The organism is Pseudomonas sp. CYM-20-01, assembly GCF_023169845.1.
Lineage (GTDB): Bacteria > Pseudomonadota > Gammaproteobacteria > Pseudomonadales > Pseudomonadaceae > Aquipseudomonas > Aquipseudomonas azotoformans.
Window position 1 is genome coordinate 4,636,048 of the sequence record NZ_AP025169.1, and the last position, 26,241, is coordinate 4,662,288.

Below are 26,241 nucleotides of genomic sequence, written 5' to 3' on the forward strand. Positions count from 1 at the left end.
ACTTGCGTTCATTGCACCCTGCAAAGAAACTGCGTGTCGTCGGGGGCGTAGCGCGCAATGAGTCGACTGAGTGCAGCTATATCCTCGCCCAGCGGACGGTCATCGGCATAGCGCGTCACGCGGGTGCGCACCGCTTGATAAATCGCCAGAGTCAGGGGCGCCGGTCTCAGGTCTGGCTCCAACAAGTCGTAACACTGGCAAGCGGCCAACAGCTCAATGGCCAATAGGCTTTCGAGGTTGTCGAGGATCTCGTGGGCTTTCAGCGCAGCCGGTGTCGCGTGGCACAAGATGTCTTCCTGCAACCCGGAGCTAACACCGCCATCGAGACTGGCCGGCGCGGCGAGGCGACGGTTTTGCGCCACCAGTGATGCGGCCGTGTATTGCGCGATCATGAACCCTGACTCCACCCCGCTGCTGCCCGCCAAAAATGGCGGCAAGCCGTTTACCAACGGGTTTACCAGGCGATCGATGCGCCGTTCGCAAATCGCTCCCAATTGTGCGGTCGCCACGGCAATCTGGTCCATGGCTAGGCCAATCCCAGCGCCCACCGCGTGGGCCTCAGAGTAAATCTCGGGGGCTTCAGGACTGCCGCAAATCACTGGATTGTCGGTGACACTGGCCAATTCGCGCTCGACCACTGTCAGCACTTGGGCCCACACATCGCGCACCGCACCGTGGACCTGCGGAATGCTGCGCAGGCTCAAGGGGTCCTGGATCTTGCGCCCGGTGGCGGCGAGCAAAATGCCCGAACCGGCGAGCAAAGTGTTCAAGCGCTGGCTGACCTGCATCAGGCCGGGGGATGTGCGCAACGCCATGGACACGGGATGCAAGGCGCGGATCTGACAGCGCTGGGTTTCGAAGCTGAGCGCCGCGATGGTATCCGCCCAATCCAGCAACCAGCGTGCACGCTCCAGCAGCAAACTTCCGAGGCCCGTGACACACGGCGAACCGTTCACCAGGCACAAGCCCTCCTTCGCTTCCAGCACCAAGGACTTGACCCCCAGCCGGTCCAGCGCCACCGCCGCCGGCATCCGTACGCCGTCAAGCAGGCACTGACCATGGCCGATCAACAGCAGGCCGATGTGCGCCATGTGACTGATATAACCCACCGAGCCGTGCCGCGGAACTTGCGGGGTACAACCGGCGTTCAGCAGCATGACCAGGCGTTCGACCACAGCCAGCCGCAACCCGGAATAACCGTGGGCGTAGTTGTTCACAGCGGCGACCATGATCGCCCGTGTTTCGCTAACCCCCAATGGCCTGCCGACGCCGACTGCATGGCTCATCAGGATGTTGCGCGACAAGGCGTTTTGCTGTGCCGGCGGTACAATCGTATCCGACAGCGCACCCACCCCGGTGTTGACGCCGTAGGCCCGCAAGTTGTTATCCGCCACACTGCGCACGATGGCGTGAGCCTTGCTGATGCGCGCTTTGGCGTCGGTCGACAATTCAAGAACCGCTTGTTTGGCGGCCACTTCGGCCACCTGCGCTGCGCTCAAGGGTTGATCAAGCAGAACCAGGCTCATTAGGCACCCCCGGCGTGCGAAACGGGCGATCCTTGATCGACATAGCGTCCGATCAACTCCCAGAGTTCCAGGGGCACTTCGATACCGTTTTCGTTGCCCTGTCGTGCCTGAAGTCGGCGCTCACCGGGCAAGCGGACGTGCGGTTCGGCTAGCAGCGCGCCGAACAATACTTCAGTCCGCGCCACGAATGCCGCCCCGCCAAAGGCTGCGGGATCGAAAGCGATGAGCAGTTGCCCGGTGCGCGGCGGTCCGCCTTCGCAATCGCCGAACGAAGACGCTTCGAACGAGAAGTTGGAACCGCTCAACCCACCGGCAAGGATGTCAATCAGCAAGGCCACGCTCGTGCCTTTGTAGCCACCGATCGGGCTTAGGCTGCCCGCCATTGCCGCATCGGCATTGGTGGTCGGCTGGCCATCGGCGTCCAGTGCCCAACCTGCCGGCAACGCTACGCCGCGGCGGTACGCATCGATCACCGCGACCTTGGCCACCACACTTGAGGATTGATCAATCACCAGCGGCGGACGCCCTTCCCGCGGGCACGCAAACGCCAAAGGGTTCGTGCCAAAAAACGCAGTCTTGCCGCCATGAGGCGCAATCGAAGGCGAGGCATTGGCCACCATCAAGGCGACCAGCCCTTGCTCTGCCAGTTCTTCGACAAAATAACCCAGCGAGCCGCACGCGTAGGACTGCCCCACCGCCAATGCCGCCATGCCTTGGCGCCGCGCGGCCTCCACCAGCAAAGGCAGGCCCAGGGCCAACGCCGGGTGAGCGAAACCGGTTCGTGCATCGACGCGAATCAGTGACGGCGCCTGCACCTTGGCGCTCGGCTGCGCAGCACCATCGACCTTTCCGCACGCAGCGTGGTCGCAGTAGGTCGGCAGGTAGGACAAGCCAACAATCTGCTGCCCATCGCGCTCGGCAAACGCAATCGAGCGAGCCACGGCCCGAGCGTTGTCGGGACTGACATGGCTGGCAACCAGCGCGGTGGTGGCGAGATTTTCGATCTCGGCCAGGCTGACAATTAGAGTAGCGGTCATGCGGCGGTCTCCCGATGAATAGGTTGGGTTTGAGCCAGCGGTGCCAGCTCGGCAAGCAGTTGATCGGCGTACCAGCGGATGAAGTCGCGGGTGCCGCCTTCGATCAATTCGGAGTACGGGCCAGGGCGATAGGCGCTGCCGCGAATCCCCAGGTGATTGTTTTCCGCCAGGAAACGATCCTGGTCATTGGTGGCGGCCCAGATCTCCTTGAGCCGTTCGACCTGATAATCCAGGCCCTCCTGCGCGTCCTTGTGCACCAGCCAATGGGTGGTCACCAGAGTTTCTTCTGGCCCGATCGGCAACACCCGAAAGGTCACCGCGTGGTCCGCCTGAATATGGTTCCAGGTGTTGGGCAGGCTCATCAGGCGCACCGAGCCCAGGTCGTAATCGGTCAGGTTGCCCAACAAGCGCGAGCACCCAGGCTTTCCATCTACGGTCATGGACACACGCCCATCAGTGAACGGCAGGCGAACCGCGCGGTAACGCTCGCTGCCCTGGGTATGGGCATGTGGAATGCCCAGACGGTCCCAGTCCGCGGCCTTGCGTTCGACCAGCGCCTTGTACTCAGGCTTGATGCGCGGATCATTCGGGTCGTCGAATTCGGTGATGATGTGCATCAGTTCCGGGTGTGAACCCACGCAGTGGTAACACTCGCGGTTGTTCTCGATCACCAGTTTCCAGTTGGCCTTTTCCACCAGCGTCTGGGTGTAGGCGACCTTGGCATCGTCCAGGCCATGGGGCAGCAGGTAGGGCTCAACGTCTTGGCGAAACGGCTCGAAGTCGCTCGGTTCATCCGCAAAATTGATGAAGATGTAGCCGCCAGCAACCCCTACTGCCACCGGCGCCAACTGGAAGTCGGCACGGTCGAAATCATCGCCCATCAAGCGGGTGCCAGTCAGTTGTCCTTGCAGGTCGTAAGACCATTGGTGATACGGGCAGACCAGTCGCTTGGTGCTGCCGTGCTCCTCCAGGCAAATCCGTGAGCCGCGATGGCGACAGGTGTTATGGAACGCATTGACCTCGCCATCGTTGCCACGAATGACAATCACAGAGTCACGCCCCACGTTCACCCGCAGCCAGTCGCCGTGTTTGGGGATCTCGCAGGTCATGGCCGCGAACAGCCACTGACGGCGAAAAAACAGCTGCATTTCCAGTTCGAAAAAGTCCTGATCCACATAAAAGGGCTGCTCCAGCCCCCAGTCCTGACGCCGCTTGGACAACAGCGCGTAGGCATGATCTATCACAGTCTGATTCATGGCAGTGCCTCCAAAAAAAAGATCAGGCGAGCGGCAGGCGGCGGAACGTGCCGGGCTTTTGCGCGTCGTGGTATTTGTTCATCGGGCCGTGTTCGAGGAAGTGTTTATGGCCGTACGCCAAGCGCTCCTGGGACAGGGTCACGCCCAGCCCGTGGCCTTCAGGCACGCGCACGGTGTTATTGCGTGGCACGAACGGGCCCTCTTCAATCACGTCAGTGACCTGCATGCGGAACAGCGACTGGTTCGGTTCACGGATCCAGCCCAACGCCGCACACAAATGCAGGTACACCGCACTGCCCACACCCGAATCGCCGCTGTAGCACCAGAAGTCGATGCCGGCATGCTCGCAAGCGCCGATGAAGCGCAGCAGCCGGCCAATACCACCGAGGACCGCCGGGTTGCCGACAATCGCGTCGGGCACCTTGAGCACCCTTGCTCGGGCGATGTCGGTGTTGTGGGTGGAAAACGGAATCGAGCAATGGCGGCGCAGTTCGACCATTTCTTCGATGGTCGAGACCGGGTCTTCCCAGTTGCGCACGCCCAGTTCTTCCAGCGGACGAATCAATCGGCGCGCCGTGGCCAATGAATAGGCCTGGTTCGAATCGATGCGCAGCATCACGTCATCCCCCAGACGCTGGCGGATCAGCTCAAGCATGCGCAGGGACACTTTCGGGTCGTGGGTGGAAAACTTGCCCTCGAAGAAAGTTGTACCGTAGGTCTCGTTGAGCATCACGCAGTAATCGGCCACCGCTTCCGGGGTCTGCTCGCCCCGCACCCGGGTGCCGTCCCTCTGCAGCGGGCCGTCGTTGCGCAGGGAAAAGTAGTCGGTAAACGGAATGTCCTTACGTACCGCACCGCCTAGCACTTGATACAGCGGTAGCTTCCAGGCCTTGCCGCGCAGGTCCCAGAGCGCCATTTCCACCGCGCCAAATGCGGTGATGCGCGCGTTGTCGTTGATGCTCTGGACACCCGCGAAGTAAGGCAGGCAGAGGAACTCGGCGCCGGCAATGTCAAAGGCGTCATGGCCAACCAGTTTTGGTGCGACGTGATCACGAATGATCGCCGCTGCGTGCCACGATGGTGCCTCTCCCAAGCCGACCAGACCGTCCTCGGTTTCGACTTCAATAATGGTCGTGGAAAAACCGGGCAGTTCACCGAAAGCCCAGACATAGGGGGCGTCCAGCGGCAGGTTGATAGGTGTGGCCTTGATGCTTTTGATCTTCATCGCGTAGCGGCTCCAGTGAATGGCAAGAGGTGCCGACTCACTGACATATCCATGCGAGAAACAACGCTATGTGAGCTGGCACGACTAAGCTAATCTCTGTGGACATTGGAGTAAACGCGGTAAATTCTCATGCAATCCATGCTTCCAACTCATGTATTAGACACCCCTCAATTCAACCGTCGTTTGCCGCCATTGCATGCGCTGGAAGTGTTTGCGGCCGCGGCTCGTTGTGGCACGTTCAGCCGCGCCGCCAAGGAACTGTTCGTCACCCAGAGCGCGATCAGTCGTCAGGTACAACAACTTGAGGAACACCTGGGGGTTATGCTGTTTATCCGCCATAAGACCGGCCTGCGTCTGACACCCGAAGCAGAAGCGCTGCTACCCGTGGTCGACGACGCCTTTGCGCGCCTGACCACCATGTGCAATAGCCTGCGAAACGCCGGGCAGGTGCTAACCCTGCGGATGCCGCCCACCCTGGCGACGCGCTGGTTTCTGCCGCTGTTGCCGGGTCTGCGCACGGTGATGCCGGACATGGACGTGCGGGTGACGACCTACGATGCGTGGGAGCCGCGATTCGAAGACAGCGACGTGGACGCCGCGATCATTCAAGGTCGAGGGGACTGGAAGGACGTCGAGACCATTCCCTTGATGCCGGAACGACTGACACCGGTCTGTTCGGCAGAGTTGGCAAAGCAGCTCAACGAACCTGCCGACCTGATGCATCTGCCATTGCTGCATTGCTTTCCGGTTCAGGGCTGGAGTCGTTGGCTGGAAGCGGCTGGAGTAGAGGGCATTGCGGCTCATCGAGGCCAGTCGTTCGATACCCTGGACCTGGCTCTATCGGCGGCGACGCGCGGGCACGGCGTCGCATTGGGTGACCTGAATCTGGTACGCGAAAGCCTGAACGATGGCGTACTGGTCGCGCCTTTCGATATCGAACTCCATCAGGGCATTTCTTACTTTCTGATTTATCCGTCACAACGGGCGCAGCTACCGAAAATTCGTGCACTGAGAGAGTGGTTGCAGGTCGCGGTGGTAGGCTGACCGTGAGCAGCTCGTATTTGAACCCTACCTGCCCCCTCCGGCAGAACCGGGTACACCACAGCCCATGGGTACCGGCAGCTATGGGTCGATTGAAGACCTTCGAAACCGGCCAGCAACCTTGGCTACCGAGTATATCCAGCCGCTGCCCGGGCAGCGCCCGTCTAACCGTGTGAACAAGGAGAACGCGCATGAACGAATACATATTATTCATGCACCGAGATACCAACGACCTGGCTGCAAGCGGTGGGCGCGGTACATCACCAGGCTGCGCGGCACGGGGTTATTTGACGGGGGGAGTGCCATCTGTGAGGGCGAATGCCTGCGCAAAGGGCACACGAGCGTGGCAGCTGTGGCGGATATCAGTGGATTTGTTCGAGTTCGGGCAAAAAATCTTGAAGATGCGAAAGCCCTCTTTGTCGGCAACCCGGTTTTTGAGGCCGGCGGCACAGTGGAGATTCTCGAGCTTCCCCGCCAATAGGTTGTTCAGGGCCTGGCATTAACGGGTGCACGCGCAGCCAGAGGTTCCTATCTCTGCCGTGAGCACGCGATGGAGCATCGGGCGTCAGAGGGGAGAGGGTAAAACATTGGCACGCCTATCTTGGGAACACCAATGAACAGACTGATTTGCGGACTTGTCTTGGTAGGTTTGTCCCTGGTTGCCAGCCGCGCGATGGCTGAGCCGCAATGCGGCGACCTCCTCGCGAAACTCAGCGAAAAGCCTGAGGTTGTAGAGTTTCTGGAGTGCACAAAAAACAAAGAAGAACAGGGAAAACCGATCGTTGCCCGCTACCGCGTGAAAGGCTCGGAGGCCCTTGAGGCTGAGCGGTACATGAGCCGGAGTTTCAGGCAGCCGAAGCTCCAGTACATCTGCTGCGGCTGGGATTCAACGATTTATTCCTATCGCGATGAAGCAACACAGCGTTGGTACACGCTCGGTATGGGGTCCGAGGAAACGCCCGTAAACCAACGGGATTCGTGGTCGAAAATAACCTATTTCTACATCACGGCATCTATCACGACTGAGGATTTCTGAAGGGCAAAGGGGGCTTTTTTTATAGGCTGGGTATGACTCACCCACATGGGTTACAAATCAGTTCACGCACATAGGTAACAGTTTTTAACTGGCATGGTCGATTTCGCGAGGATCTGACCATGCCCTGGAAAGAGCTGAAACCTATGGACCTCAAAGTGATGTTCATTGCTGAATATCTGTCTGAAAAGCACAGCTTTACACGGCGATTCTGGCCAAGGGCGAACAAGGGCGCAAGCGGGCAGGCGACTGATCCAATATTGCCGTCAGCGCCCGCGCCATCGCGTCGTACACACGCTCAACCGCACCGCACCCACTTGCCCGCAGACTGGCATCTACCAGACCCAAGCCAATGTGCAACTCGGCGGGCACGCCGTGCTCCTGCAAAAACCGGGCATAGGCCCGCACATGATCGAATAGTGGGTCCCATTGCGCTACCGCGCTAAAGGCCGACGCCAACCCTGTCGCCGTGTCCTGCTCCAAGGGACAGGCGTACGGGTCGCCTTGGTGGGCATCGTTTGGAACACAGCCTGGCTGTACGACCAGTGCCAATGGGCCCCGATGGATGAACACCCTGACGCGCTTGGTGATCGGTATCGTGGCCTGCGACAGACCCGGTTAAAGCTCACCCTTGAAGCCCAGGTTCCACGAGGCGCGCAACGCGGCCTTTTTCAAGGCGCGCACCTGTTCCAGGTCTGTTTCGCGGGAAACATTCTGCAAAGTGGCCACCAATGCCACGGTGCCGATGAACTCCGCATTGATGCCCAGTATCGGTGCAGCGATTGCAGAAATGCCCAAGGTTTCTTCCTCGATCGCCGCCGCCCACCCCTGGGCGCGTGCCTCACTGACCTGGCGTGCCAACTGCGCGTGGTCAACCACGGTGTATGGCGTGATGGCCGGCAGGTCGGCGGGCAATTGATCCACCCCCAACTGCTTGGCGAAGGCCAGCGCGACCTTGCCCTGCGCATTGCAATGCAGTTGCAGTTCGGTGCCGGTGCGCACGCCGATCTCCAGGGTGGATTTGCCCAACTGAGTCTCGACCACCATCAGGCGGCGCCCTTGCAACACTGACAGCACCACCGACAACCCCAACTCATCACGCAGGTCGCGGATAGCGTCAGCCGAGGCACTGAGCAGGTCGATGCCACCGGCGGCGATCTGCCCCAGCACATACGCCTGGATGCCCAGCCGATACTTGGAGGTCTGTGGGTTCTGGCTCAGGTAGCCGCGTTCCACCAGGGTTTTAAGGTGGCGGAATACCGAGCCCTTGGTGGTGCCCAATTGCGTCGCTAGCTCGCTGACGCCCACCTCTTCGCTGGCCCCGGCCACACGCTCCAACACATCAAACGCCAGTTGAACGGACCTGACCCCGCCCTTGCCTGCTTCATCGCTCATCATCGGTCCTTTTTTTGCAGCCATTAGTCCGGCACCGGGTGGGACTGGCAAGCTTTATGCTGCAACCAGTGCAACACGTCGTTCGCACAGGCGAAACGATACCGCTTAATCCCAGACAATCACAAGGTCCTGCTCAACCATAACCCTCACCTCGATGCATCCGTATGTAGCACCCGCCCAATATCGGCATAAGCCCATTATTTAGCTATAAGTCTCTTATCGAGCTTCGTACAGATGAAATATCCTGTTCTCTGATAGAAATACTGTTGCATTGAGCGAAACACAAAATATTTGACGAGCACGCCTATTCATCGTAAAAATGAAACCACGTACCGCATACGCATACGATCTATTGAAGAGGATGACGTCATGACCGCTCGTGATTCGGCACTGGCCAAGCGAGATATCGCCCACCATCTCCATCCGCAGACCAACCTGCGCCTGCATGAACAGGTGGGGCCGCTGCTGATCGAACGCGGGGACGGCATCTACGTTTTTGATGACCAGGGCCAACGCTACATCGAAGGCATGTCGGGACTCTGGTGCGCCACCCTTGGTTTTAGCCAACCGCGCCTGGCAGAAGCCGCCTATGCACAGATGCTCAAGCTGCCTTACCAGCAAACCTTCGCCCACCGCAGCCACGGCCCGGCGGCAGACCTGGCCGCCGAGCTGATCGCCCACGCCCCGGCGGGGCTGGACAAGGTGGTGTTCCAGAGCTCGGGCTCCGAGGCCATCGACACCGCAATCAAACTGGTGCGTTACTACCACAATGCTATCGGCAAGCCCGGCAAGCACCGCCTGATCGCACGCCAGCGCAGCTACCACGGCACCACGCTGGCCGCCGCCAGCCTGACCGGCCTGCCCAACATGCATAAAGGTTGGGGCGAAACCCTGGCCGACGTCATCCACGTACGCTGCCCGCACCTGTATCGCCAGGGCCTGCCAGGGGAAACCGAAGAGCAGTTCTCGACACGCCTGGCCCACGAGCTGGAACAGACCATCCTCGACGCCGGACCCGAGACCATCGGCGCCTTCTTCGCCGAGCCGGTGATGGGTACCGGCGGCGTGATCCTGCCGCCTGCCGGCTACTTCGCCAAGGTGCAGGCGGTGCTGCGCAAGTACGACATCCTGATGGTGGCCGATGAGGTGATTTGCGGTTTCGGGCGCACCGGCTTTTACTGGGGTTGCCAAGCCGTGGGCATCCAGCCAGACATGCTGACTTGCGCCAAAGGCCTGTCGGCAGCATTCCAGCCGATCTCGGCGCTGCTGCTCAGCGACCGCATCTACCAGGTCATCGCTGACCAGAGCAATGCACTCGGCGGCCTCGGCCACGGCTATACCTACGGCGGCCATCCGGTGGCGGCGGCGGTAGCGCTGGAAACCCTGCGCATGTACGACGAACTGAATATCGTCGAGCACGTGGTCGAAGTGTCCAAGGCCTTCCAGGAAGGCGTACAAGCCTTCGCCGACCACCCACTGGTGGGCGAAGCACGCGGCATCGGCCTGATGGCTGCCCTGGAATTCGTCGCCGACAAACAAACCCGCGCGCCCTTCCCCGCCGAACTGAAAGTCGCAACCCTGGTGAGCAACGCCCTGCAACGCCGCTCGATCCTGCTGCGCGCCCTGGGCGACACCCTGGTCATGGCGCCGCCACTGATTGTCGATGCCGACCAGATCCAGACTATTCTCAAGGCCGTGGCCGAGGCGCTGGATGAAGTCCTCACGAGTATCCGGCCATGACCGCACAATCCATCCGCACAGCGGCCAGGGGGCCCATGCCATTACCTGACACACCCGCGACCGCTCCTGAACGCCCGGTGCTGGTTCGCTTTGAAGGGGTACACAAGACCTATGACGAACGCAGTTGGGTGGTCGACAACCTCGACCTGAACATCCGCCAGGGCGAGTTCCTGTCCCTGCTCGGCCCCAGCGGTTCGGGCAAGACCACCACCTTGATGATGCTGGCCGGTTTCGACGCGCCGGACCGTGGGCGCATCCTCATGGACGGCACCGACATCAGCAAGCTGCCAGCCTACAAGCGCGACATGGGCGTGGTGTTCCAAAGCTACGCGCTGTTCCCGCACATGAGCGTGGCGCAGAACGTCGCCTTCCCGCTCAACTTGCGCAAGATTCCCGCGGCCGAGTCGCGGCAGCGGGTCAAGGAAGCCCTGGCCCTGGCGCGCCTGGAGGGTTTCGAAGACCGTAACCCGGCGCAACTGTCCGGCGGCCAGCAACAACGTGTGGCCCTGGCCCGTGCGCTGGTGTATCGCCCGCGCATGCTGTTGATGGATGAGCCCCTGGGCGCCCTCGACAAAGCGCTTCGCGAACACATGCAACTGGAATTGAAGGCCATCCATAAACAGCTGGGCATCACTTTTGTCTACGTCACCCATGACCAGGACGAAGCCATGACCATGTCCGACCGGGTCGCAGTGTTCAACGAGGGCAAGATCGCGCAGATCGACTCACCACACACCATTTACAACCGCCCAGCCACGCGCTTTGTCGCCAATTTCCTGGGTGAAACCAACGTGCTCGAAGGCGTGGTGATTTCGGCAACCGCAGGCCAGGCGCAGATCCGCCTCAGTGAGGACGGCTCGATCCACCAGGCCTGCTGCGCCGACCCGGAACTCAGTGCCGGCAGCAACGCCGCCCTGGCGATCCGCCCGGAAAACCTGCGCCTGGCCACCCTCAGCGAAGCGGCGGTGCAGGCCACGGTGGTCGATAGCATCTTCCACGGCGCCCACTGCAAATTGCGCCTGCGCATGGCCAAAGGCAGCGAACTATCGATGACCTACAACCCAGGCAACCTCGGGCGCCTGCCACCCACACCGGGCGAGCAGTTGGCGCTGGCCTTGCCCGGCACGCAGGCCATGATCCTGCGTTGATCCACCCAAAAGAACAATGACCGTACCGATCTGTTGCCGTACTGCTGCCGACAATAACCACATTAAAAGGCTGGGAGTCACATCATGTTCAATCCATGCTCCATTCGCGGTTTTACCTTTGCATTGTGCGGGCTCGCCCTGCTCCACGGCACCGCCCAGGCCCGAGACCTGACGGTGGCGTCCTGGGGCGGCGCCTACCAGGATGTGCAGCGCAAGATCTTCTTCACCCCCTACAGCCAGGCCAGCGGCAACAAGGTGATCGACGACAGTTGGGACGGCGGCATCGGTTTGCTGCGCACCCACGCAGAAGGCGCCGATAGCGGTTGGGACGTGGTGCAAGTGGAAGCCGAGGATTTGCAGTTGGGCTGCGGCGAAGGCCTGTTCGTGTCGATGGACTTCCAGCGCATCGGTGGCAAGGACAACTACATTCCCAGTGCTGTCAGCGAATGCGGGGTAGGCAGTGCGGTGTACAACTTCGTGCTGGGCTACGACACCAGCAAAGTCAGCCGCGCGCCCAAGGACTGGGCCGACTTCTTCGACACCAAGACCTTCCCCGGCAAGCGCGCCCTGCGCCAGGGCCCCAAGGGCAACCTGGAAATCGCCCTGATGGCCGACGGCGTCGCGCCCGCCGATGTCTACAAGACCCTCAACACCCCAGGCGGCGTGGAGCGCGCCTTCAAGAAACTCGACAGCCTCAAGGGCCAATTGCTGTTCTGGAAGGCCGGCGGCCAACCGATGCAATTGCTCGCCTCGGGCGAAGTCAGCATGACCACCTCTTATAACGGCCGGGTAACCAACGCCATCCACCAGGACCACAAACCCTTCGGGCTGGTGTGGAACCAGTCTCTGCAAACCATGGACAGCTGGGTGATCCTGGCCAACTCGCCCAACGTGGACAAGGCCTACGGCCTGCTGGACGTGATGGGCAAGGCCGAAAACCAGAAGCAATGGCCAAGCCTGCAACCCACTGGCATCACCTCGGTCCAGGGCATCGCCCAGACCGACCCGGCGGCGCTGGCCGACTCCCCCAGCGCACCGCAGAACAGTGCCAATGTGCTGGTGCTCAATGACAAGTTCTGGGTCGACCGTATCGACGAGTTGAACGCCAAATGGACCGCCTGGTCGGCCCAGTGACGCAGCCCGAGTAAACGACATGAGCACACTTGTTCTGAATGCCCCGGTGCCCGTGGTCGCCCGCAAGGACCGAGGCGCGCTATGGCGCGCCTACGGCCTGCTACTACCGCTGGTGGTGTTTTTGCTGCTGACCTTCGTGGGGCCGATCGGCTCCTTGCTGTGGCGTGCAGTGGCCGACACCGAACTGTCCCAGGCCTTGCCTGCCACCGCCCAGGCCGTCGCCCAATGGGACGGCACTTCGGCGCCTGATGAGCGGCTGTTCAAGCCGCTGATCGAAGACCTTAAGACCGTCGCCCTCCGTGACCTGGCATCTGCCGCACGGCGCCTGGCCTATGAAGCACCAGCCCTGCGCGCCCTGTTGACCGGCGCCAAGCGTGAAGCCGCCAGCCTCGAAGGCACTCGCGAGCAGATGCAACTGCTGGACCCGCGCTGGCTGGACAACGCCACCTGGCAAACCTTCAAGCGCGCCTCGGGCCCGGCCGGCACTTATCACCTGCTGTCTGCCGTGGACATGAAGCACGACTACCAGCAAGGCCTGGTCAACAAGGATGAAGCCGGCCTGTACCGCTCCATCCTCGGGCGCACGTTCAGCATCGCTGCGATCACCACACTGGTGTGCGTGCTATTGGCGTTTCCGCTGTGCGCCTACCTTGACCGCCGCACACCGCGTACACGCAACGCGTTGCTGCTGCTGATCCTGCTGCCGTTCTGGACCTCGATCCTGGTGCGCACCACCGCCTGGATGGTGCTGCTGCAGGACAGCGGCATCATCAACGCCACGCTGATGCAACTGGGGCTGATCAACAGTCCTTTGCACCTGCTGTACAACCGCTTCGGCGTGATCCTCGCGTTGGTGCATGTGATGCTGCCGTTCATGGTGTTCCCACTGCTGGCGGCGATGTCCAGCTGCAATCGCTTGCTGGTACAGGCCGCCTATTCCATGGGCGCGCGACCACTACGGGTATTCTTTCAGGTGTACCTGCCGCAAGTGCTGCCGGGTGTGGCCGCGGGCGCGTTGATGGTGTTTATCGTCACCCTGGGTTTCTACATCACCCCGGCATTGCTGGGTGGGCCAGCAGACCAGATGATCAGCTACTACATCGCCCAGTTCACCACCGGCACCCTCAACTGGGGCCTGGCCTCGGCACTGGGCCTGGTCCTTCTGGTGGCGACTACCCTGCTCTACCTCATCCAGGCCCATCTGGCCCGGCGCACCACAGGAGCGAAATAATGGTTCGTAACCCCAACAGCGGGCCGATAGCCTGGGTCGGTAACCTGAGCCTGTCGCTGAGCGGCTGGCTGGTCCTGGCATTCCTGTTGCTGCCGATCTTGATCGTGCTACCTCTGTCGTTCAGCGACAGCCGCTATATGTCGTTGCCACTAGGGCAGTTCACCCTGCACTGGTATGAACAGTTCTTCGCCTCCAGCCAATGGCTGGGCGCGCTGTTCAACAGTTTTGCCATTGCCCTCACCAGCACCGTGCTGGCGGTGGTGCTCGGCGGGTTGGCGGCACTCGGGCTGCGCCACCCGGCAATGCCGGGCAAGCGGGTGATCGAGGTGCTGCTGATCGCACCGATGATCGTGCCGGCGGTGATCGTAGGCGTGGGCATGTACTTCGTGTTCTCCAATGCCGGGCTGACCCGCACCTACCTCGGCCTGGTCCTAGCGCACACCACCCTGGCGGTGCCTTTTGTGGTGGTCAATGTCGGCTCGGCCCTGGGCGGGCTCAACCAACGCCTGCTGTGGGCCGCCGCGAGCATGGGGGCCACGCCATGGATGACCCTGCGCAAGGTGACCCTGCCGTTGATATCCCCAGGGCTGGTCTCTGGCGGGCTGTTTGCCTTCGCCACCTCGCTGGATGAAGTGGTGGTGACCCTGTTCCTCGCCGGCCCCGACCAACGCACCCTGCCCCGGGAAATGTTCACCACCGCCCGCGAAGCCTTGAGCCCAGTGCTGCTGTCGGCCGCCACCATCATGGTGCTGTTCGCCACGCTGCTGTTGCTGTTGTCACGCTCGATGACGCGCCGCACGTAACAGCGCAATCCGACTTCGCTCTGGTTAAGATCACACACAAGAGCTAACCCCACCTCTACCTGATACATGGAGATCAAAATGTGCGAGCGGGCTTGCTCGTTCCCACGCTTGGACCCTGTCAATCCAGACAAACCCAGGCGCGTGCATCGTCGCCACAGGGCCATCTACTAGAGGCGCCGATATGTACCCGCATGCAGGCGCTCGCTAATCTCCGCAGCGGCCGACTGCAACTCGCGCAACATTGCAGCCGGTGGCGGCGAAGGGATCGCCGCACTTGGCCCGACAATACCGATCGTACCCACAATCAAGTCATTCTCGCGAAAGATCGGGCAGCACAGTGCATTGATGCCCAGGGTCACCTCACCATCGGCGTCGTCGTACAGGCGCTGGCGAATCAACTCCAAGCGCTGCACCAATGCATCCGGCTCGTGCAAGGTACGCTCGGTCAGGCGTGGCATCTTGCGGCGCAACACCCGTTGCTGGCTGGCAGCATCGGCAAACGCCAGCACTGTGCGGCCCTGTGCAGAGCAGTACGGCAACACGCGGTTACCCGGCTTTACCGAGATGCACACATTGGCCTTGGATTCGACGCACGACACCACCAGCGCGGTGTCATGGGTAGCGACCGCCAGCAAGGCCGTCTGCCCGGTGGCATCGCGGATGCGGGTCAGGTAGGGATCGGCAATGGCGCGCAGGTCGAACTGCTCGCCGGCAGCCTCGCCATAGGCTACCAGGCGTGCGCCCAGCAGGTATTTTTCGCTGACCGGATCTTGTTCGAGAATGCCCAGCTGGCGCATCGAGGCCAGGTGCCGATAGGTCCTGGGCTTGGCGGTTTGCAGTTGATGGGCCAGCTCGGTCACGCCCAGGGGGCGGCGCGCGGCGGTCAGTTCGTCGAGCAAGCGGAAGACCATTTCCACCGATTCCAGCAGCACGGGGCCGGTGCTGGGCTTTTCGTCATCCTGTACCAAGGGTCACCTCAAGCGATCACTGGGAAAGCCCCGATTGTATCGCTTGAAGAAACACTTGTGTTGGTCTGCGATATTAAATAACCGGGGCTTCGCGCATGGCAAGCCCTGCCCGAACGGCCGGTGGCTTGACCGAAAACATCACGAAGGCACCCAGCAGGGTCATCACCGCCAACACATACAGGCCATATTCCAAGTGCCCGCTGCTCTGCTTGACCCAGCCCAGCATAAACGGGCTGGCATAGCCGCCCAGGTTGCCCACGGTGGCGATCAGCGCGATCCCCGCTGCGGCCGCCGTGCCGGTCAGCAACACCCCCGGCAACGCCCACAGCACACAGAAGCCGGCCAGTCCGCCGGACATCGCCACGCTCAAACCGGCCAGCGACAACACCGGCTGGTCGTGGAAATACGCAGCGAACGCCAAGCCCAACGCCGAGGCCAGATTGCACAAGGTGCCGTGCCAGCGCCGTTCACGGGTTTTATCCGAATGCCGGCTGACCAGCACCATCACCACCGATGCCACCGCAAAGGGAATCGCTGCGACCAACCCGGTATGGAACAGGCTCTTGACCCCCAGCCCCTGCACAATCTGCGGCAACCAGAACGACACGCCATAGGTGCCGCACAGCAAGGCAAAGTTCACGTAGATCAGGCACCAAAGCCCCTTGTTCACAAAGGCCGCCCGGAAGTTGTGGCTGGCACCCGCCGCCTCATGCTGCTGGCGCTGCGCCGCCAACTGTTGCACCACCCGGGCATTCTGTTCCGGGGTCAGCCAGTGCACCTTGCCCGGGCGGTCATCCAGGTAGAAATACACGGCGATGCCCAGCAACACCGCAGGCAGGCCTTCAAGCAGGAACAGCCACTGCCAGCCGGCCATGCCGCCGTAGCCGGCAAAGGTCTGCATGATCCACCCAGACAACGGGCTGCCCAGCACCCCGGCCATGGCAATGCCCAGGTTGAACCACGCCATGCCCTGGGAGCGCGCATAGGATGGGAACCAATAGGTCATGTACAGCACCACCCCCGGGTAGAAACCGGCTTCAGCCATACCGAGCAAAAAGCGCAGCACGTAGAAGGCGTTCGGGGTCTTGACGAACAACATGGCAATCGACAGCAGGCCCCACGTGATCATGATGCGGGTGATCCAGAACCGCGCACCCACGCGTTGCAGCACCATGTTGCTGGGGATCTCGCACAGGCAGTAACCGATAAAGAACACACCGGCGCCAAAGCCGAAGGCCATGTCGCTCAGGCCGATGTCGGCGGCCATTTGCAGCTTGGCAAAGCCGACATTGACCCGGTCTAGAAAGGCGACCACGTACAACACAAACAGGAATGGAAGAATGCGCCAGGCAATGCGGTTATAGAGCGCGCAGTCCTGCGCACTGTCGAAGGTGTTCCGGGAGATAAGGTTCATCGCTGTACTCTTGTAATTGTTGTAGTGGCGAAGAAAGTGTGGGGGTCAGCAGCTCAGGCGGCACTCCCCAGGATGAAGTCGGCACAGCGCTCACCGATCATGATGCTCGGCGCATTGGTGTTGCCACTGACGATGGTGGGCATGATCGACGCATCGGCCACCCGCAGCCCCTGCACCCCATACACGCGTAAGTCCGGCCCCACCACGGCGGCGGCGTCCGTGCCCATGCGACAGGTGCCCGCCGGGTGGAACACCGTCTTGGCCACACTGCGTACGTAGTCTTCCAGCACCTTGTCGGGCACATCATCGTGATCCGGCAGCAACAGCATGTTTTGCACCACGCCCGCCAGGGCCGGTGCCCGCAGGATGCGCCGCGCCAGCTTCACCCCGGCAACCAGGGTGTGCAGGTCGTGCGCATCGCTGAGGTAGTTGGCCTTGAGTGACACCTCCTGCATCGGTTCGGCGCTCTTGAGCCGCAGTTGGCCCCGGGAGCGCGGGCGTAATGCGCACGGGTTGATGGAAATGCCATGGCCACTGGGGGGCAGACGGTCCACGTCACCCACCAGCGCCGGCACCACATGGAACTGCACGTCGGGCCGACCGCAACCGGTGGCATCGACGAAGGCACCACTTTCCACCACGTTGGAACTGAGCAAGCCGCTGCGATTGGCCAGGTACTTGAGGCCATGCCCCAGCGCGTGCAGGCCGCGGTCATGGCCGAGCAGGCTCACCGGTTTGCGGGTCTGGGCGTAGACCGATGCACTGAGATGGTCCTGGAAGTTTTCACCCACACCCGGCGCATCGACACGGGTGGCAATACCCATCTCGTCCAGGTGTTGGCGGGGACCGATGCCCGACAGCATCAGCAACTTCGGCGAGGCAATCGCCCCAGCGCTGACGATCACCTCGGCTCGGGCACGGAATGTGTGCGCTACGCCATCACGCCCGGCGGCCTGCACACCGATCACGCGCACGCCATCGAACAGCAGTTGGGTCACGTGGGTCTCGGTGCGCACTTCCAGGTTCGGGTCATTACGCAACGGCCGCAGGTAGGCCACCGCCGAACTGGCACGCCGCCCGTGTGACGTGGTGGTCTGATAGAAACCCGCGCCCTCCTGGCGCACGCCGTTGAAATCCTCGGTGGCCGGTACGCCCGCCTCTACCGCGGCCTGCACGAAGGCACGACTCAACACATGGCGGTGGCTGGGGTCGCTGACGTGGAGCGGGCCATGCTGGCCGTGCAAATCCCCGCCCAGGCGTGTGTTGGACTCACAGCGGCGAAACACCGGCAGCACATCCTGCCAGCCCCAGCCAGGGCAACCGCTGGCTTGCCAATGGTCGTAGTCTTCGGCCTGGCCGCGAATGTAGATCATCGCGTTGACCGAACTGCCACCGCCCAAGGTACGGCCCTGGGGAATGTAGACCTGCCGCTGGTTGACGAAGGGCTCGGGCTCGGTGCGGTACATCCAGGTACGCCGCGAACCATGTACGCGGATGAATGTGCCGGGAATATGAATATAGGGATGATTGTCGGCAGGCCCAGCTTCCAGCAACAGCACCTGCTTGCCCGCGCTCGCCAGCCGTGCGCTTAGCGCACAGCCGGCAGAACCGGCACCGACGACAATATAGTCAACGGTTTTCATTGTTATTGTTCTCGATGGCTTGGGTGTTCGTCAGCCGACCTGGCTGACGAATTTGGTGGTGAAGTAAGCGTCCAGCCCTTCACTGCCGCCTTCACTGCCGTAGCCACTGTCCTTCACGCCGCCGAACGGTGTCTCGGGCGCGGCCAGGCCAAAGTGGTTGATGGAAACCATCCCCGACTCCAGCTCATCGGCCAGCAACGTGGCACGCTGGATCGAGCGGGTGAAGGCAAATGCCGCCAGCCCGAACGGCAGGCTGTTGGCCTTCTCGATCACCTCTTCAACCGTGTCGAAACGCACGATGGACGCAATCGGGCCGAAGGGTTCTTCATGCATGACCCGGGCGCTTTCAGGCACATCGGTCAGCACCGTGGCGGGGTAGAAGAAACCCGGGCCAGACACGCCCTTGCCGCCCAACGCCAACTGGGCGCCCAGGGCCAGGGCATCATCGACGTATTCCTGCACCGCGCTCACGCGACGTGGGTTGGCCAATGGGCCCAATTGCGTCGAGGCATCGTGACCGTCGCCCAGCTTGATGGCGGCACCGGCCTGGCAGAACGCTTCGACAAACTGCTCGTATACGGCGGCCTGCACATAGAAACGGGTTGGCGATGCGCAAATCTGCCCGCCGTTACGGAACTTGAGGCCCGCGCCCAGGGCCGCCACGGCTTTGACGTCGACGTCATCGCACACGATGAAAGGAGCGTGCCCGCCCAGCTCCAGGGTGCAGCGCTTGAGGTGCTGCCCGGCCAGCGCGCCCAGTGCGCGCCCCACGGGCACCGAGCCGGTAAACGAAACCTTGCGGATTACCGGCGAGCGGATCAGGTAGTCCGACACGTCGGCCGGCACACCGAACACCAGGTTCAACACCCCGGCCGGTACGCCAGCATCCTGGAATGCACGGCACAGCTCGATGCAGGACGACGGGGTTTCTTCCGGCCCCTTGGCAATGATCGAACACCCCGCCGCCAGGGCGCCGGCGATCTTGCGCACCAATTGGCTGACCGGGAAGTTCCACGGGCTGAAGGCCGCCACCGGGCCAACGGGCTCACGCAGCACGGTCTGGCGAACACCACGGGCGCGTGGCGGGATCACCCGGCCGTAGGCGCGGCGGCCTTCTTCGGCGTACCAATCGATATGGTCGCCGGCACCGAAGGCCTCCATCTTGGCTTCGGCCAGTGGCTTGCCCTGCTCCAGGGTGATCAAAGCGGCAATTTCATCGGAGCGCTGGCGCACCAGGTCGGCAGCCTTGCGCAGGATTTTCGAGCGGTCGTAGGCGCTGGTCTTGCGCCACACCTGGAAGCCACGCTGCGCGGCGGCCAGGGCGCGGTCCAGGTCAGCGGTAGAGGCCAGGCAGAGCTTGGCGATCAGTTCGCCACTGGCGGGATTGAACACATCGGCGTGTTGCGGGTGGGTGCCCGTGGACCATTGGCCGTCAATCAGCAGGGATTCGATAACTCGCATGTACCAGACCTTCCAAGTGTGAATATAAAGTTTCACTTAGAGAAACTGTATTTCTCTGAACGACTCAATCCTAGGTTTGCACAGGGCGCACTGTCAAGGCCGAAAAAGGCACTTGACCAGTGCTTTAATGGCGCGCTAGCTTTATCCCACAGAGAAACACTATTCCTACAAAAGAAACAAAAGGAACAACCGATGAGCCTAGTCAATGCACTGCTTCATAACTGGAACGACCTGCCCCGCGAAACCGTGCGCAAAGGCGTCGAGCGCGTGGCATTCCGTGGCGACGACACCCTCTGCGTGATGAACTGGCTGACCCCGGGCATGGACGTGTTTCCCCACAGCCATACCTTTGAACAACTGGTGATCATTGTTCAGGGCCGGGTGCGCTTTCACCTGGGCGACGAAGTAGTCGAAGGCGGCCCGGGCAGCATGATCCGCATCCCGCCCCATGTGGTGCACTACGCCGAACCTGTGGGCGACGAGGTGGTGATGAACCTCGACGTGTTTTCGCCAATCCGTGACGACTACCGCCACCTGATCCAATACCAGGCCGCCGAGTTCGCCGAAGCCGAGCGAGCACCGGCATGAGCCGCCTGGGGTTCGCAGCGCGGTTGCGCGCCGGGGAGTCGCTGATCAGCAGCTTTATCAAGACCCCCAGCCACGCCATGGTCGAGATTGCCGGTGACTGCGGGCTGGATGCCGTGGTGCTGGACGCCGAGCACGCGCCCTTCGAGGCGGGTAGCCTGGACCGCGGGCTGCTGGCCTGCCGCGCCGCCAATATCGCCGGCCTGGTACGTGTTGCCGACGACCGCCCCGCCACCCTATTGCAGGCGCTGGACCTCGGTGCCGACGGGCTGGTATTGCCGCACATCGTCAATGCCGCCCAGGCGCGCCAGTTGCTACAGGCCACGCGTTATCGCAACGGCAGCCGGGGCTTTTCCAATTCGCCCAGGGCCGGCGGATACGGTCGCGCCAACCTGGCCGAACACATGGCTGGCGAAGACGGCCGCCACGCCATCATCGCCCAGATCGAAGACCGCGAAGCCCTGGACAACCTGGCCGCCATCGCTGCCGTCGAACAGGTCGACTGCCTGTTGGTGGGGCGCGCCGACCTGGCGGTGTCGCTGGGCGCCAGCTCACTGGACGACCCGCGCGTGGAGTCCGCCGTGAACCGCGTACTGGAAGCCGCACAACAAGCCGGCAAGGCCGCCGGGATTTTCGTGGCCAACAGCGAAGACCTGGCGCGGTTTAGCGCCAAGGGCATGCGCTTTTTCATTCTGGGCTCGGACCAGGCGGTGCTGCGCGCCGGCTGGCAACAACAGGCCCGTCACTTCCATGGCTTGACCCACTGAGCCAGCCACAACAACAAGAGGTCACCCTTATGAACGCTATCGTCAATTCCCCCATCAGCGAAGAGCGCAAGGCGCACATCGACGACCTGATGCGCGGTGCCATCGACCTGCATTGCCACAGCGGCCCGTCGGTGATGCCGCGCTATTGCGACCACGTCGAGGCCATGCGCGAAGCCAGCGAAGCCGGGCTCAAGGCCGTACTGCTCAAGGACCACTACTACAGCTGCACCCCGGTCACCAAGCTGCTCAACAAGCACTTCAGCGAACTCGACGTGCACATGCTCTCCGGCGTGCCGCTGAACAACGCCGTGGGCGGCCTCAACGTGCACGCCGTGGAGCATGGCTTGAAGCTGGGCGCCAACCTAGTGTGGATGCCCACCTTTTCTTCGGCCAACCATATCGCCCATCACCACCAAGACGCCAAGTTCACCGAGAAATTCCCCCAGACCACCCAACGCATGCTGCAACCGATTCCCTTGACCGTGCTGGACGATAACGGCCTGCTCAAGGACGAGGTCAAGGCCATCCTCGACCTGATCGCCGCCGAAGACGTGGTGCTGTCGGCCGGGCACTTGAACATCCGCGAAATCTGGCCGCTGTTTGAGGAGGCACGCACGCGCGGAGTCAAGCGCCTGCTGGTCAACCACCCCACCTATGTGGTGGACGCCAGCCTGGACGACATGCGCCAACTGGCCCGCGACGGCGTGTACATGGAACATTCAATGTGCATGTGGGTGCCCGGCTCCAAGTTCAAGTTCTACGATGACCAGTTCCTGCGCCAAGTGATCGAAGCCGGTACGGTGGACCTGACCATTTTGGGCTCCGACCTCGGCCAACAAGGCAACCCCAGCATTGCCGAGGGCTTTCGCAATGTGATCGGCCAGTTGCTCGACCTGCAATACAGCGACCAGGACATCCGCAAGATGACCTCCGGTAACGCTGCACGCCTGATGAACCTGTGAGTGCTGCCGACATGACGCGACTGATCACCCAGGTAGGTTCCGTAGTGCTGAAGAACCCGGTCATCTGTGGGGCCGGCGAACAAACCATGACCCGCGAGGCCATCCGCGCCGCCCTTGCCACCGGAGCCGGGGCGGTGGTGGCCAAATCCACCAACGAATCCCAGGCCGCCAAGCAACAGCTGGACAAGACCGACTATGTGCTGCTGGACGCCAATTGGAACCGTTTGCCGTGGGACTTCTCGCCACCGCCCGACGCCAGCCTGTTCGGCCGCTCGGGCCTGGTACAGCGTGACTTCGACGAATGGCTGGACGAACTGGCCGGCCTGGATCTCGAGGCACAGGCACAAGACGCCTACGTGGTGCCCAGCCTGATCCTCAGCGACCTGGAACAGTGCGCCGACTACGCGCGGCAGATCGAGCAGGCAGGCTTGCGAGTGCTGGAGCTGAATATCGGTGCACCCCACGGCGAGGAAGCCGCCAAGGGTGCGATTGTGCTTGAACGTGGCGCGCAGCGGATCGAAGCCATCGTGTCGCGCATGCGCCAGGCGACCCGGCTGCCGCTGTGGATCAAGCTCACCGGGCAAAGCGAAGATGTGGTGGGCCTGGCACAAGCCGCCCGCCGTGGCGGTGCCGACAGCGTGGTGATAATGGGACGCTTCATGGGCTTCCTGCCCGACCTGGAAACCGGCCTTCCCTTGTTGGGCACCAGTGCCGCCATCGGTGGCGCCTGGGCCCTGCCCTTGACCGCCCGCTGGTTGATGATGACCCGCAGGGCCATGGGCGACGATTACCCGCTGATCGCCACCAACGGCGCGCGCAACGGCTTGGATGTGGCGCGCTTCCTGTTGGCCGGAGCCTGCGCCACGGAAATGACCTCGGCCGTGTTCACCGGCGGCTACGACGTGTTGTCCAGGGCAATACACGAGTTGGATGACTATGTGGCCAAACGCGGCATGTCTGTTGACCAACTGCTGGGCAGTGCGGCCGACCGAGTGCAGACCTACCAGCAACAACCTGACCGGCCAGACTGGTGGAAAGGCTTCGCCCCGGAGTGCCCAGGGTCTCCCGCCTGAAACAGCTGGGCCGGGAGATCACTGACAGTTGGCGGCTGATGCTGCCCTAAAGATGGGGCCTGATGGCCCTTTTCTGTATCCGACAGCGAGCTAATAACGGTCGAGCTCCTTGGCCATTCGCTCATCTTCTATGACGAGCGAAACTCGAGCATCACTTCACCAAACCTGCAACCAAGACAATCCGCGCAGTTTCCTCATAGTGATTGCGCAGCAGTTCACCAGCTCGGGCCGCGTCCCGCTGAAGAACGGCGTCGAGGATGTCGCGGTGCTCCTGCTCCACATCCCGCTGCAAGGTAGCCGGGGCTGGCGCAGCCCAGCACCGATATAGGTCCGTCGACTGCGAAAGGTTGTTGGCGATCCGTATCATTGGCTCGCACTGGCAGCCAATGATAAGAGCTTGGTGAAAAGCCCTGTGAACCACCGACCAGTCATCGCTGATCCGCTCGGGATCACTACTGTTGCGGCGTGGAGTACGAGCTAAGCGGTGGTGGGCGGCAATCAGCTCAGTCTCCCACTGCAGGTCACCGCGCTCGATGGCCAGGCGCAGCGCCAGCGCTTCGGTAATGCAACGCAATTCGGTTATATCCCGGAACTCTCGCAGCTCAAGCTTGGGCACAAAGAAGCCACGATTTGTCTTGGACACCACCAGATTCTCTCCGACCATGCGGGTGAGCGCTTCCCTCACCACTGGCGTGCTGGTATCGAAACGCTGCGACAGCGCGACCGGTGCCAGCCTGTGACCAGGTGGCCAGGCACCTGCCAGGATCGCGTGGCGAATTCGTTCAAAGACGGATACATCGGATGAAATGCTCATTTAACATTCTACCATTGACATAATAATATATTATTTATTGACTAGTATTGTTTTTCAGGATTAGTATTTATTCTATCACGCAGCCGCGATCGACCGCCAAAACATCGCGGCAGGCGCACGACTAGAGACAATAAGAATAAGGAGACGCAATGACACTGGCCCTTTGTGCATTGTCACATTCACCACTTTTCGGGATCAACAACCCTGGCCCGGAGACACTGGACAGCGTGGAAAGCGCGCTTGGCACGATGCGCGCGTTTGTGCGCGACTTCGATCCGGAACTTACCGTGATCTTCGGCCCCGACCACTTCAATGGTGTCTTCTATGACATGATGCCGGCGTTCTGCATCGGCTCAGGCGCCATTTCCGTCGGCGATTGGGGAACCGAGCCGGGCCCCCTGCCGGTCGATCGAGAGGCGGCTCGTCGGCTGGTACGCGCCGTACTCGACGCGGGTATAGATGTAGCCCAGTCGGAACGCATGCTGGTCGACCATGGCATCGTCCAATCGCTTGAATTCCTTTTCGGCAAACAGATGACACAACCGCTAATCCCGGTCTTTGTCAATGCTGTCGGGCTGCCGCTGGGTCCATTACAACGGATACGGCTACTGGGAGAAGCCATCGGCCGCGAGATCACTTCCTGGGACCGCCGAGTGTTGGTAATCGCATCCGGTGGCCTGTCGCACGATCCGCCCATTCCGCGCTTGGAAGGCGCAACGCCCGAAGTCGCCGCGCGCCTGATCGACGGTCGCAATCCCTCGCCCGAAATCCGCACACAGCGGCAGCAGCGCGTCATCGCGGCCGGCAAGGCTCATGCACTGGGTGACAGTGCGTTCCAACCGATCAACCCAGCGTTCGATGCCCAGATCATGGCCACCTTAGCTTCAGGCTGCCTGACCGACGCCGACCATTGGAGCAACGAATGGATCGAGAGTAGCGGTGGCCATTCCGGTCACGAGATCCGCGCATGGCTCGCTGCGTTCGCCGCCCTTTCGGTGCGTGGTCGTTACCAAGTGACAAACCAGTGGTACTGGCCTGTAGACGAATGGATGACGGGCTTCGGAATGATGATTGCCCAGGAGGACATCTGAGATGAAGAGTGCCGCAAAGGACCGGCCGAATCCGAGCCTAGAACTACGCCTAGAGATCCAAGCGCTCACTGCGGAGCACGCCTATCGCCTGGACCACGGTGCAGCGGACGACCTACACCAACTGTACACGGCGGATGGCCAACTACTGGGCCTGCCGCCGCGCGACCTGATCGGCCGAGAAGCTATCGCCACCTGGGGCACCGAACGCGTCAAGCTCCCGCGCGTCTCGCGCCATGTCGAGACCAACCACCGGCTGTGGTGGAGCGACGAGGGGTTGTGCGCAACCCTGTACGCCAGCGTGTTCCGCAGCGAGACAGCTGATGCCGTCGACACCACGCCACTAATGGTGGGCGACTACGAGGACCTATATGCGCAGGAGGATGGCCAATGGAAGATCCGTCGCAGGCTCATCCGCAAAGCCTTTCGCGCCGCCCGCTAAATCTAACGGTACTCGACCATGACTCACACCAATAACAAGATTAACCCGAACAATATCGCCCGTGTGTTTCACCTAGACCAACTGCCTCTAACCGAGGTTCGCCCGGGCTTCGCTAGGACCGGGCTACGCTCAGACGGCGCGGTCACCACCATTAACTGGTTCGATCCGGGCTACCGCTCGGTAGGCCCGCATTCACATCCATTCGACCAACTCAGCTACGTGCTGTGCGGCACAATGCGCTTCTGGGTCGGCGACGAAGTCTTCGACGTGGAGGCCCCCTCCGTGCTCTACGTCCCGAGGGGCGTTCCCCACTGCGCCGAGCCGCTCGGTGATGCGCGAGCCCTAAATGTCGATGTCTTCGCACCGCTGCGCGAGGACTACCTCCCCCTCTGTGAGCACCAGAACTTCCTAGTCTGAGAAAGGTGCCACTAGGCGTCATTTCACAACTCTACCGG

25 protein-coding genes are annotated in these 26,241 nt (G+C 61.8%); 15 read left to right on the forward strand and 10 right to left on the reverse strand.

What is annotated here, in order from left to right:
- Nucleotides 1–8: 8 nt before the first annotated feature.
- Genes hutH through M2497_RS20800 form a run of 4 tightly spaced genes read right to left on the reverse strand, consistent with a single transcriptional unit; the run spans nt 9 to nt 5,044 of the window.
- Nucleotides 9–1,526 (reverse strand): histidine ammonia-lyase, encoded by a 1,518-nt coding sequence (gene hutH, locus M2497_RS20785; protein ID WP_248482804.1) that lies wholly within the window; start codon nt 1,524–1,526, stop codon nt 9–11.
- Nucleotides 1,526–2,563, reverse strand: coding sequence for an Ldh family oxidoreductase (locus M2497_RS20790; protein WP_248482805.1), 1,038 nt, complete (start codon nt 2,561–2,563; stop codon nt 1,526–1,528). Before M2497_RS20790 ends, hutH begins: the two co-directional genes overlap by 1 nt.
- Nucleotides 2,560–3,819 (reverse strand): aromatic ring-hydroxylating dioxygenase subunit alpha, encoded by a 1,260-nt coding sequence (locus tag M2497_RS20795; protein WP_248482807.1) that lies wholly within the window; start codon nt 3,817–3,819, stop codon nt 2,560–2,562. The genes M2497_RS20790 and M2497_RS20795 overlap by 4 nt, the downstream gene beginning before the upstream one ends.
- A 22-nt stretch (nt 3,820–3,841) precedes the next feature.
- On the reverse strand, nt 3,842–5,044 hold the full coding sequence (locus M2497_RS20800) for a mandelate racemase/muconate lactonizing enzyme family protein (protein WP_248482809.1): 1,203 nt from the start codon (nt 5,042–5,044) through the stop codon (nt 3,842–3,844).
- Between the two features lie 138 nt (nt 5,045–5,182).
- Here M2497_RS20800 and M2497_RS20805 point away from each other — a divergent pair, with 138 nt between their 5' ends.
- From M2497_RS20805 to M2497_RS20815, 3 genes are all read left to right on the forward strand, one after another.
- On the forward strand, nt 5,183–6,088 hold the full coding sequence (locus M2497_RS20805) for a LysR substrate-binding domain-containing protein (RefSeq protein ID WP_248482811.1): 906 nt from the start codon (nt 5,183–5,185) through the stop codon (nt 6,086–6,088).
- Nucleotides 6,089–6,152: 64 nt separating this feature from the next.
- Nucleotides 6,153–6,566 (forward strand): hypothetical protein, encoded by a 414-nt coding sequence (locus M2497_RS20810; protein WP_248482813.1) that lies wholly within the window; start codon nt 6,153–6,155, stop codon nt 6,564–6,566.
- A 132-nt stretch (nt 6,567–6,698) separates the two neighbouring features.
- Nucleotides 6,699–7,121, forward strand: a complete 423-nt coding sequence (locus M2497_RS20815) for a DUF4952 domain-containing protein (protein WP_248482815.1) — start codon at nt 6,699–6,701, stop codon at nt 7,119–7,121.
- 615 nt (nt 7,122–7,736) lie between these two features.
- Here M2497_RS20815 and M2497_RS20820 read toward each other — a convergent pair.
- Nucleotides 7,737–8,513: an IclR family transcriptional regulator gene (locus M2497_RS20820; RefSeq protein ID WP_248482817.1), complete on the reverse strand. Its 777-nt coding sequence runs from the start codon at nt 8,511–8,513 to the stop codon at nt 7,737–7,739.
- A gap of 369 nt (nt 8,514–8,882) precedes the next feature.
- Between M2497_RS20820 and M2497_RS20825 the strand changes: the two genes are divergently transcribed.
- From M2497_RS20825 to M2497_RS20845, 5 genes are all read left to right on the forward strand, one after another.
- Entirely contained in the window at nt 8,883–10,253 is a 1,371-nt protein-coding gene (locus tag M2497_RS20825) for an aminotransferase (protein WP_248482819.1), read from the forward strand.
- 35 nt (nt 10,254–10,288) lie between these two features.
- A complete protein-coding gene (locus tag M2497_RS20830; protein WP_248482821.1) occupies nt 10,289–11,401 on the forward strand; it encodes an ABC transporter ATP-binding protein in 1,113 nt (370 codons plus the stop codon).
- 84 nt (nt 11,402–11,485) lie between these two features.
- Nucleotides 11,486–12,535: an ABC transporter substrate-binding protein gene (locus tag M2497_RS20835; protein WP_248482823.1), complete on the forward strand. Its 1,050-nt coding sequence runs from the start codon at nt 11,486–11,488 to the stop codon at nt 12,533–12,535.
- 19 nt (nt 12,536–12,554) lie between these two features.
- Complete coding sequence (locus M2497_RS20840; protein WP_248482825.1) at nt 12,555–13,766, forward strand: ABC transporter permease; 1,212 nt, start codon at nt 12,555–12,557, stop codon at nt 13,764–13,766.
- Entirely contained in the window at nt 13,766–14,569 is an 804-nt protein-coding gene (locus M2497_RS20845) for an ABC transporter permease (RefSeq protein WP_248482827.1), read from the forward strand. The genes M2497_RS20840 and M2497_RS20845 overlap by 1 nt, the downstream gene beginning before the upstream one ends.
- Nucleotides 14,570–14,736: 167 nt before the next feature.
- On the opposite strand, the gene M2497_RS20850 is transcribed toward M2497_RS20845, so the two are convergent.
- The 4 genes from M2497_RS20850 to M2497_RS20865 all read right to left on the reverse strand — a co-directional run bounded on the left by M2497_RS20850 (nt 14,737) and on the right by M2497_RS20865 (nt 20,055).
- Nucleotides 14,737–15,537, reverse strand: a complete 801-nt coding sequence (locus M2497_RS20850) for an IclR family transcriptional regulator (RefSeq protein ID WP_248482829.1) — start codon at nt 15,535–15,537, stop codon at nt 14,737–14,739.
- A 73-nt stretch (nt 15,538–15,610) separates the two neighbouring features.
- Nucleotides 15,611–16,951, reverse strand: a complete 1,341-nt coding sequence (locus M2497_RS20855) for an MFS transporter (protein ID WP_248482830.1) — start codon at nt 16,949–16,951, stop codon at nt 15,611–15,613.
- Nucleotides 16,952–17,004: 53 nt separating this feature from the next.
- Nucleotides 17,005–18,594: an FAD-dependent oxidoreductase gene (locus M2497_RS20860; protein ID WP_248482832.1), complete on the reverse strand. Its 1,590-nt coding sequence runs from the start codon at nt 18,592–18,594 to the stop codon at nt 17,005–17,007.
- 30 nt (nt 18,595–18,624) lie between these two features.
- Nucleotides 18,625–20,055, reverse strand: a complete 1,431-nt coding sequence (locus M2497_RS20865) for an NAD-dependent succinate-semialdehyde dehydrogenase (RefSeq protein WP_248482834.1) — start codon at nt 20,053–20,055, stop codon at nt 18,625–18,627.
- A gap of 192 nt (nt 20,056–20,247) precedes the next feature.
- On the opposite strand from M2497_RS20865, the gene M2497_RS20870 reads away from it, so the two are divergent.
- From M2497_RS20870 to M2497_RS20885, 4 genes are read left to right on the forward strand one after another with little or no spacing between them, the layout of a single operon-like run.
- Nucleotides 20,248–20,643 (forward strand): cupin domain-containing protein, encoded by a 396-nt coding sequence (locus tag M2497_RS20870; RefSeq protein WP_248482836.1) that lies wholly within the window; start codon nt 20,248–20,250, stop codon nt 20,641–20,643.
- Nucleotides 20,640–21,407, forward strand: coding sequence for an aldolase/citrate lyase family protein (locus M2497_RS20875; RefSeq protein ID WP_248482838.1), 768 nt, complete (start codon nt 20,640–20,642; stop codon nt 21,405–21,407). Before M2497_RS20870 ends, M2497_RS20875 begins: the two co-directional genes overlap by 4 nt.
- A gap of 29 nt (nt 21,408–21,436) precedes the next feature.
- Nucleotides 21,437–22,369 carry a DUF6282 family protein gene (locus M2497_RS20880; protein ID WP_248482840.1) on the forward strand — a complete coding sequence of 311 codons (933 nt, stop codon included), beginning with the start codon at nt 21,437–21,439 and terminating at the stop codon, nt 22,367–22,369.
- 11 nt (nt 22,370–22,380) lie between these two features.
- On the forward strand, nt 22,381–23,442 hold the full coding sequence (locus M2497_RS20885; protein WP_248482842.1) for a dihydroorotate dehydrogenase: 1,062 nt from the start codon (nt 22,381–22,383) through the stop codon (nt 23,440–23,442).
- A gap of 151 nt (nt 23,443–23,593) precedes the next feature.
- Here M2497_RS20885 and M2497_RS20890 read toward each other — a convergent pair whose 3' ends face one another.
- The gene (locus M2497_RS20890; protein ID WP_248482844.1) at nt 23,594–24,256 is read right to left on the reverse strand and encodes a GntR family transcriptional regulator; all 663 of its coding nucleotides are present in this window, start codon (nt 24,254–24,256) and stop codon (nt 23,594–23,596) included.
- Nucleotides 24,257–24,405: 149 nt separating this feature from the next.
- Between M2497_RS20890 and M2497_RS20895 the strand changes: the two genes are divergently transcribed.
- Genes M2497_RS20895 through M2497_RS20905 form a run of 3 tightly spaced genes read left to right on the forward strand, consistent with a single transcriptional unit; the run spans nt 24,406 to nt 26,203 of the window.
- Nucleotides 24,406–25,347 (forward strand): 3-carboxyethylcatechol 2,3-dioxygenase, encoded by a 942-nt coding sequence (locus M2497_RS20895; RefSeq protein WP_248482846.1) that lies wholly within the window; start codon nt 24,406–24,408, stop codon nt 25,345–25,347.
- A gap of 1 nt (nt 25,348) precedes the next feature.
- On the forward strand, nt 25,349–25,786 hold the full coding sequence (locus M2497_RS20900) for a nuclear transport factor 2 family protein (RefSeq protein ID WP_248482848.1): 438 nt from the start codon (nt 25,349–25,351) through the stop codon (nt 25,784–25,786).
- Between the two features lie 18 nt (nt 25,787–25,804).
- On the forward strand, nt 25,805–26,203 hold the full coding sequence (locus M2497_RS20905; RefSeq protein ID WP_248482850.1) for a cupin domain-containing protein: 399 nt from the start codon (nt 25,805–25,807) through the stop codon (nt 26,201–26,203).
- The last annotated feature ends 38 nt before the right edge of the window (nt 26,204–26,241 follow it).